The sequence below is a fragment of the Thermococcus sp. genome, assembly GCF_027023865.1.
GTDB lineage: Archaea > Methanobacteriota_B > Thermococci > Thermococcales > Thermococcaceae > Thermococcus.
The window spans coordinates 38,185-46,385 of the sequence record NZ_JALVUC010000019.1 but is presented as its reverse complement, the minus strand read 5'-3'; the positions used below and the strand labels follow the sequence as shown (position 1 = coordinate 46,385).

Here is an 8,201-nt window from a genome sequence, read left to right as displayed (position 1 = left end):
GTAAATGACAAACTCCAGAATTCCCTATTTATCGGCCCTGAGACTCTCCCCCAAACTTCTCCCCTTTTAAGGATGAATGGTTCCACCACTCCATATTACACGGATGATACACTATCCCTACTTAAGTTATAAATAACTTACATTAAAGGAACGTTTTCATTGAATAAAATTATTGCCACTATTTCACGGCCTTTATGACTACGAAGCTCCCCTCACCGTAGCCTGGCTTGACGGGTTCGACCTCTTTCACTTTATCGAGCCTGTGGAAGAGGGTCTGTACCATCTTGAACTCCCTGAAACCAGCTTTCCTGAGCAGTTCGAGGAGCTCCTCCGTCGAGAAGAACCTTGCGTCGCGGTAGAAGAGGCTCTCCTCCCTGTGTTCCTCGTAGTGCTTCCCGATGTGACTATTTCTATCGACAAAGCCTATTATCAAAGCCCCTCCTGGCTTCAGGACGCGGTAGGCCTCGCGCAGTGCCCTTTCTGGGTCGTCGACGAAGCAAATTGTGGTAACCATCAGGAGGTAGTCCATGCTCTCGTTTGGGAAGGGAAGGGCCTCAGCAGTGCCCTCGATAACCTCAATTCCCCTTTTCCTAGCGATCTCAGCCATTGCCCTTGAAGGTTCAACCCCGAGCTTTATTCCAAGGGGTGAAGCGAACCTTCCAGTTCCAACGCCAATTTCAGCCCCTTTTCCCTCCTTCGGTAGGAGTCTCTTGACCACCTCAAGCTCCGAAAGGTACGCGTAGGAGTGCCTCTTGAACCAGTTCTCGTACCTGTCCCTGTGTCTTTCAAAGGGCTCCGTCTTGGGCATTCATTCCTCCCCCTTCCTCTTCACGAACTCCTCGTAGTACTCGTCGAGGATCCTTCTTATCGTCCCCCCTATAGTGAGATAGTCAACCTCCCTCAGGTTCGCCAGCGAGATCCTCGCCGAGGGATGCGGAACCTCGAAGCCCCTACCCGGCAGTAGGACAACCCCCGCCTCCTTTGCGAGCCTTATCATAAACTCCTCGGGCGGGAAGTTTTTCATAAACCACTTCGAGAACTCTTTTCCATAGAGTCTCTCGCTAAGCTCCTCCATGTCAATGAGCGTATAATAGTAGGTACAGTCTGAATTCTCGTGGGGTTTGAGGCCAATGCCGCGGTAGAGGGCTCTGTAGCGGCGTCTTAAAATTCTCCTCACGGCGTTCTTATAGTGTTCCTCCTCATCCATCAGGCCGTAGAGTGCGAAGAGAACCATCTGAACCTGCTGTGGTGTTGACAGGCCAGCGGTGTGCCTCAGAGCCACGTTTCTGCTGTCCGCGACGAGCCTGTCCATGAACTTTAACTCTCTCGGGTTGGGGGTTATGGTTTCGTATCTCTTGTCCAGCTCAGCCTTTGTCTCCTCAGGAAGGTTTGCTATTAACCTATCGACGACGTTATCCCTGTGGAGTGCTATGACGCCGAGCCTCCAGCCCGTCGCCCCAAAGTACTTGGAGAAGGAGTACACCAGTATCGTGTTGTGGGGCAGGATGGAGTAGACTGACTTGAAGTCTTCAGCAAACGTGGCATAAACGTCGTCGGTTATTATGATGAGGTCTTTCCTCGCCTTTTTAACTATCTCCCTCATCCCCTTGAGGGTTTCTTCCTCAAGCTTCACAGCCGTTGGGTTTCCGGGGTTAACGAGGAAGAATGCCTTTATTTCCGGGTTTCTCAGCTTGTCAAGCTCCTCGTCAGGTATTTGATAACCCGACTCGGGATCGGCCTTAACCTCCACGATCTCAAGCTGATACTGGTCAAGCTTTGGTATCTCAAGGTAGGGGCTGAATATCGGAACCGCTATGGCTATTTTATCACCCGGGTTGAGGATACGGTTGGCCTTGAAGGACTCAAAGAGATACGCCATCGCCCCAGTTCCACCTTCAACCGCGAAAAGCTGGGTTTCATCAACTATAGAGTAGCCCAGGTCATAGCCTGCCCCCATCTCCTTCATGAGGTACCTCTTCACGATTTGCTCCGCCAATGGTAACATCCTCGGCGGAGACGGATAATCACATCCAAGGTAACCCTGAACCATCTCGCAAAGGAACTCACCGGCCGAAAGGCCAAGATAATCCCTCACATAGCTCACCGCAGAGTTCAGGAATTTAGTGCCCCGCTCTCTCCAGTGATTCCGGGTGAATATCTCAAAGCGTGCCTCTATTCCTTCCTCTTCACAGTGGCCACCTATGAGCTCCCCCATATAACCGAAGTGCCTTTCCGACTCGCTCAGGGCGAACTTGCCGAGCTGGAGGTAAGCATGCCTTGGCTCCAAGGCCAGGAAGTTGGGGTTTCCCCTGCCGGCGTTTAGCATTATCTTATCGGAGTTTCTCCCTGCGAGTTTTATGAGCAGGTCTTTGAACTCGAAGGGGCTGAGCTCATCAAGCTTTTTCAGGTTCTTGAGAACGTCCTCGTTTACACCGTACCCCACCATCTTGAACACCCATCTTAAGTCCTCCGCTTTCAATATAAAGATGCCCCAAAACCTTATACGCTTTTAGGCTGACCTAATTCTGGTGATAGTATGATAGCCTTCGGACCCGTTCCGTCGAGGAGACTTGGGAAAAGCCTTGGGGTAAACAACATCCCGGACAAGGTCTGCACCTATGCTTGCGTTTACTGCCAGATAGGAAGAACCCTCAGGATGGAAATTGAGAGAAAGCCTTTCTACGAGCCGGAGCTGATATTCAGGGAGGTTAAGGAGAAGGTCAACGAGGCCATTAACAGAGGGGAGGAAATCGACTACATCACCTTCGTCCCCGATGGAGAACCAACCCTTGATGCAAACCTTGGGAGGGAAATAGACCTCCTCAGGGAGCTTGGGATAAGGCTGGCAACCTTAACAAACGCATCACTCATCTGGCGCGAGGACGTTGGGGAAGACCTGTTGAAGCTCGATTTCGTCTCACTGAAGGTTGATACCGTCAATGAAGGTCTTTGGCGTAGGATAGACCGGCCTCACAAGAGCCTCCGCCTTGAGGAAATCCTGAACGGAATGCTCGAGTTCAGGAGGGCATTTAAGGGGAAGGTGGTCACCGAGACGATGCTCATAGACGGAATAGACTACGGCGACGAGTTCGAGAGGATAGCGGATTTCCTGGCGGAGCTTAAGCCGGACATTGCTTACATAGCCATACCCACGAGACCTCCAGCTGAAAGCTGGGTTAAACCGGCGAGTGAAGAGACGATAAACCACGCATTCCAGACCTTTGTCGAGAAGCTCGGTGAGGAACACATTGAATACCTAATAGGCTACGAGGGCAATGCCTTCGCCTTCACCGGAAACGTTGAGGAGGACCTGTTGAGCATTACTTCAGTCCATCCCATGAGGGAAGATGCCGTTGAAGAGTTCTTGAGAAAAGCTAAAGCTGACTGGAACGTCGTTGAGAAGCTCGTACACGAGGGGAAGCTCATAGAGCTTGAATACAACGGGAGGAAGTTTTACATGCGCAGGTTGAAGAGCAGGGAAAAACCCTGAAATCCCCCCATTTTTACTTTTCCTTCTGAGAGTCTTAACCGTTAAGGTGGGAAATGGTGGCCTGCCGTTGAGCTTCTGTGCTTATGCACAAACCTTAAAAGGAATTCGGCTTCCCTAACTCCGGAGGTGAGAACTTGCAGATAGCGGTGAGTGGTGGAAAGGGCGGAACCGGAAAGTCAACTGTGGCCGTTAACCTTGCCGTTGCGCTCAGAAAGCTTGGCGTTCAACTTACGATGGCCGACCTTGATGTTGAGGCTCCCAATGACCACCTTCTCCTTGGGGTCGAGCTGGCCAGCGAGGAGCCGGTCATGCAGTTCATGCCGCGCTTCGACTACTCCAAGTGCACCCGCTGTAGAAAGTGCGCCGAAGTCTGCGAGGAGCACGCGATTATAACGCTGAAGGACGGGACACCGTTCCTAATGCCGAACCTCTGTTCCGGCTGCCGTGCATGTGAGATAATCTGTCCCGCTCCGGGCGCGATACTTGAGGGTCAGAGGCTGATTGGCCACACGTACGCTACCCCAACGCCCTACGGCTTCATGCTCATTACCGGCGTCCTGAGGGAGGGTGAAGAGCGTTCCATGCCCCTCGTTGTTGAGGCAAAGAAGAGGGCCTTGAAGGTTCACAGTGGAAGATTGTTCCTTGTTGACACCGCCGCGGGAACGGGAAACACCGTTTCCAAGGCCGTTGAGTTCTCGGATCTCTTAATAGCCGTTACCGAGCCGACTCCCCTCGGAATTCACGACACGGAGCTTATCCTCGAACTCGGGAGGCTGATGAACATCCCGACCTGGATCGTGATCAACAGGGCGGACCTCGGAGACAGGAAGAAGGTCTACAAGCTGGCTAAGGAGTACGGCGCCGAGGTCGTTGCAGAGATTCCATACAGCGAGTCCATTGTTAGGAGCTACGTTGAGGGTAGGCCTATAGCACTCTCGACCTCGGAAGAGGCGAAAATATTTGGGGAACTTGCTGAGAGAGTTCTCTCGTTCCTAGGAGGTGGTGAGTGATGCAGGTGGCGATAGCGAGCGGTAAGGGCGGTGTTGGGAAGAGCAGCATAACTGCTTCACTACTCTACCTACTCAAGGATGATTACAGCTTTATCGCCGTTGATGCTGACGCTGAAGCACCCAACCTTGGCCTTCTCCTCGGCGTTAATGAGTGGGAAGAGGAGAGGGAGCACATAGGAGCTAAGGTTGCAAGAATAAACACGGAGAGTTGCATTAGGTGTGGAATCTGCAAGGACAGGTGCCCCTACGGCTGCATCTACATCGACGATAAGGGCAACTACGTTGTCAACGAGCTAACCTGTGAGGGCTGCAACGTCTGCGGCCTCGTCTGTCCTGTTGCTGGTACGATAACCCTTGAGGAGGTTCGCTCGGGAGTCATCAAAAAGGCGACCACCCCCTATGGTTTTCCGATAATCTCAGCCCAACTCGACGTCGGTAGACCTGAAAGCGGTAAGCTCGTCACAGAAGAGAAAGAGTGGGCCAAGAAGATAATGGACGAGTTTAACCTCGCGCACATGATCGTCGATTCAGCAGCCGGAATTGGCTGTCAGGTAATAGCAAGCCTTGGAGGTGCGGACATCGCGATACTCATCGCCGAGCCAACCCCCGCTTCCCTTTCCGACGTCCAGAGGGCTTACAAGATCGTCCAGCACTTCATGGAACCGGCTTACCTGATAGTCAACAAGGCTGATCTCAACCCCGGCTTCACCGCGCTGAATGAGTGGGCGGAGAGCGAGGGGATTCCCCTACTCGGCGAGGTGCCCTACGATAAAGCCATTCCAAAGAGCATGACCCTGATGAAACCCGTTGTCGAGACCTTCCCGGATTCAAGAGCGGCTGAAGCCCTGCGCGAAATAGCCGGACGGATAAGGGAAGAGATACTCGGCTGACTCTCTCCCTTTTCCAACCCAAACCTTAAAAGCACCCCTACCAAGTTCTCCCGGTGGTTGAAATGGCGGAGGCAAATGAACAGCTTGAGAGGCTTGCTTACGAGTACCAGCTCCTCCAGGCCCAGGCCCAGCTCCTGGCCCAGAACCTTGATCTGCTTACGATGGGAAGAAACGAGTTCCAGGCCGTTAAGGAAACCATTGAGGGCCTCAAGAAGGTCAAAGATGAGAAGCCCGAGATACTGGTTCCAATAGGGGCAGGCTCGTTCCTCAGGGGGTTCATCCTCGACAGAGAGAACGCAATAGTGAGCGTTGGAGCGGGCTATGCTGTTGAGAAGAACCTCGACGATGCGGTGGTTTACCTTGAGGAGCGCATAAGGGAGTACGATGAGGCCATAGCAAAGACCCAGGAGGGCCTTAAGAAGCTCGAAGCCCAGCTCGGTGAGTTAGCTAAGAAGGCGCAAGCCCTCCAGGAGAAGAGCGGAACGGGATTCAGTGTTGGCCGTTGATATTTTTCCTTTTGATGGTATAGAATGGTTTTTGAGCCTCAAACTCAAGTTTACGTGAAATAAAAGAGTGAACTACCAGTTATTTTCCTTGCTTACGATTCTTACATCCCTGGCAACGACGTTTTGGTTAAGCTGATTTTCTCCAATAGCTGGTTTTTGATATTTACATTTTCCTTTTGAAAGTCTTGCTGTTTACGGTGGGGAGAGACTGGATTTATGTCTCTCCTCCCCAAAACTAACCTTCACGCTTCACAGCGTACCACTCCACCGTCTTCTTCAGTCCATCCTCCAGCGACCACTCCGGCTCGAAGCCGAGCTTCCTGATCTCCCTTATATCAGCGAGGCTGTGCTTTATGTCGCCGGGTCTGGGCTTGTCAAAGGTTATCGGTGAGTTTGCGCCGGTTATTTCCACAACCTTCTGGGCAAGCTCAAGGATGCTCGTTTGCTTTCCGGTGGCAACGTTAAATACCCGTCCGTTCGCCCTTCTGCTCTCCGCGACGAGGATATTTGCCTTAACAACGTCCTTTACGTAGATGAAATCGCGTGTCTGCCTCCCGTCGCCGAAGATTATCAACGGCTCGTTCTTCAGGGCGCGGTTTATAAAGATGCTTATCACTCCGGCGTACTGGTTGGCGCTCTGCCTCGGACCGAAGACGTTGAAGTAGCGGAGCGCAACGACCGGCAGGCCGTAGAGTTCGTGGAAGACCCTTAAATATTCCTCAGCGGTTGCCTTCGTGACGCCGTAGGGTGAGAGCGGCCTCGGCTTTTCTGTCTCCACAAGCGGGAGGTGGGAGTTGTCTCCGTAGATTGCCGCGGAAGACGCAAAGACCAGCTTCCCGTGGCCCTCAAGGAGGGCTTTGAGGATGTTGAGCGTGCCTACGACGTTGACATCCTCAGTAAGGAGAGGGTCTTTGATGCTCTCAACGACGCTCACCTGGGCTGCCTCGTGGAAGACGTAGTCCGCCTGCATTACTAGGTCGACTATCGCGCCGTAGTCCCTTATGTCCGCCTTTACGAGCTTCACCCCCGCTGGAACGTTCTCCTCCTTTCCGGTTTGGAGATTGTCGATCACGACTATATCGTTGTCCTTAACGAGTTCCCAGGCGATGTGAGAGCCTATGAACCCTGCCCCCCCCGTAACAACTACGAGCTTGTTCCTCATTCTCTCACCGGTTGGGAGAACTTCAAGGAGCTTTTAAGTTATTCCTCCGTCTGGCTATGAACGCGGAACTTGACCCTCTTCATGATGTCCTCTTTTTTAAGAGGGATATCCTCAGAGTTAACATAAGCATTGAGAATGTCGTCGAGGATGTACGTCAGCTTCTCCATGATGTCTTTACTTTTGTTCCAGGGTGTTGCATACCTGAACTGTATTATCTCCGCCAGCTCGTCTGAGGTGAACTCGCAGAGGATCTCGTCCTGTGTGCAGTCGACTACCTTCAGGGCGTCCCCCTCAATTATCAGGCGAAGTTTTTTCTCCTCCTTCATCGACACCACGGAATATTTTTGTTCAACATTCCTTTAAGATTATCTGAAACTCAAAGGTTATGCAAAAAGTTCTTATATGTTAATACTGATATTAGACTAACGAGGGAAACCCGCAATGAGTGATAGGGTATCAACCGGCGTTCCAGGGCTGGATTCAATGACACGAGGCGGTTTAATCCCCGGCAGGGTCTACCTGGTAAAGGGTTCTCCTGGAACCGGAAAAACAACGCTTGCAATGCACTTCGCAATGGCCGGGATAGCCAACGGTGAGAACGTTCTCTACGTCACTCTTGAGGAACCTTCCGAGAACCTACGAACGGACATGAGTCGGCTTGGCTTCAATCTCTCGAACTCCAACCTCACGATAATTGACGCAACACCGGCCGCCGAGCGCTATGTCCTGATGGAGAACTTCTTTGAGTCCTTCGCGGAAGGGATGGATAAGATGCTGACGGCGATAAAGGAGCAGTTTAGACAGCGCTACTACCACCGTGTTATCCTCGATCCAATCACCATGCTGAAGCTCACGACCACCAAGGAACTGGACTACAGGCGTGCCTTTCTGACGTTTGTCAAAACCATGGGGCACTTAAAAACCACGGTTCTGATAACCTCCGAGCTTCAGAGGACGGACGTCGAGGAATACCTCGTCAACGGTGTTATTAAGATGCGCATGTTCGAGATCCAGGGGAAGCTAACGAGGGGCATAAGGATAACGAAGTTCCGCGGGAGCGGCTTCGACCCCACCGTCCGTCCCTACGAGATAACCGACCACGGCATAGTGGTCTACCACGACCGCGTTCTTACCCTCCCGTGA

At 52.2% G+C, this 8,201-nt stretch carries 9 protein-coding genes; 5 read left to right on the top strand and 4 right to left on the bottom strand.

The window, feature by feature from the left end:
* Nucleotides 1-178: 178 nt before the first annotated feature.
* Nucleotides 179-808 carry a class I SAM-dependent methyltransferase gene (locus MV421_RS05865; RefSeq protein ID WP_297417526.1) on the bottom strand — a complete coding sequence of 210 codons (630 nt, stop codon included), beginning with the start codon at nt 806-808 and terminating at the stop codon, nt 179-181.
* On the bottom strand, nt 809-2,446 hold the full coding sequence (locus tag MV421_RS05860) for a bifunctional aspartate transaminase/aspartate 4-decarboxylase (RefSeq protein WP_297417529.1): 1,638 nt from the start codon (nt 2,444-2,446) through the stop codon (nt 809-811).
* A gap of 90 nt (nt 2,447-2,536) precedes the next feature.
* Between MV421_RS05860 and MV421_RS05855 the strand changes: the two genes are divergently transcribed.
* The 4 genes from MV421_RS05855 (at nt 2,537) to pfdA (ending at nt 5,896) form a co-directional block, all read left to right on the top strand.
* The gene (locus MV421_RS05855) at nt 2,537-3,490 is read left to right on the top strand and encodes a radical SAM protein (protein WP_297517999.1); all 954 of its coding nucleotides are present in this window, start codon (nt 2,537-2,539) and stop codon (nt 3,488-3,490) included.
* Between the two features lie 134 nt (nt 3,491-3,624).
* Complete coding sequence (locus MV421_RS05850; protein ID WP_297417536.1) at nt 3,625-4,500, top strand: ATP-binding protein; 876 nt, start codon at nt 3,625-3,627, stop codon at nt 4,498-4,500.
* On the top strand, nt 4,500-5,390 hold the full coding sequence (locus MV421_RS05845) for an ATP-binding protein (RefSeq protein ID WP_297503599.1): 891 nt from the start codon (nt 4,500-4,502) through the stop codon (nt 5,388-5,390). The genes MV421_RS05850 and MV421_RS05845 overlap by 1 nt, the downstream gene beginning before the upstream one ends.
* Nucleotides 5,391-5,452: 62 nt before the next feature.
* Nucleotides 5,453-5,896, top strand: coding sequence for a prefoldin subunit alpha (pfdA, locus tag MV421_RS05840; RefSeq protein WP_297417678.1), 444 nt, complete (start codon nt 5,453-5,455; stop codon nt 5,894-5,896).
* Nucleotides 5,897-6,131: 235 nt separating this feature from the next.
* Here pfdA and MV421_RS05835 read toward each other — a convergent pair whose 3' ends face one another.
* Together MV421_RS05835 and MV421_RS05830 are read right to left on the bottom strand one after the other, a co-directional pair.
* Nucleotides 6,132-7,058 (bottom strand): SDR family oxidoreductase, encoded by a 927-nt coding sequence (locus MV421_RS05835; protein WP_297417542.1) that lies wholly within the window; start codon nt 7,056-7,058, stop codon nt 6,132-6,134.
* Between the two features lie 38 nt (nt 7,059-7,096).
* Nucleotides 7,097-7,393 carry a hypothetical protein gene (locus MV421_RS05830; protein ID WP_297503598.1) on the bottom strand — a complete coding sequence of 99 codons (297 nt, stop codon included), beginning with the start codon at nt 7,391-7,393 and terminating at the stop codon, nt 7,097-7,099.
* Between the two features lie 106 nt (nt 7,394-7,499).
* On the opposite strand from MV421_RS05830, the gene MV421_RS05825 reads away from it, so the two are divergent.
* Nucleotides 7,500-8,201: an ATPase domain-containing protein gene (locus MV421_RS05825; RefSeq protein WP_297503596.1), complete on the top strand. Its 702-nt coding sequence runs from the start codon at nt 7,500-7,502 to the stop codon at nt 8,199-8,201.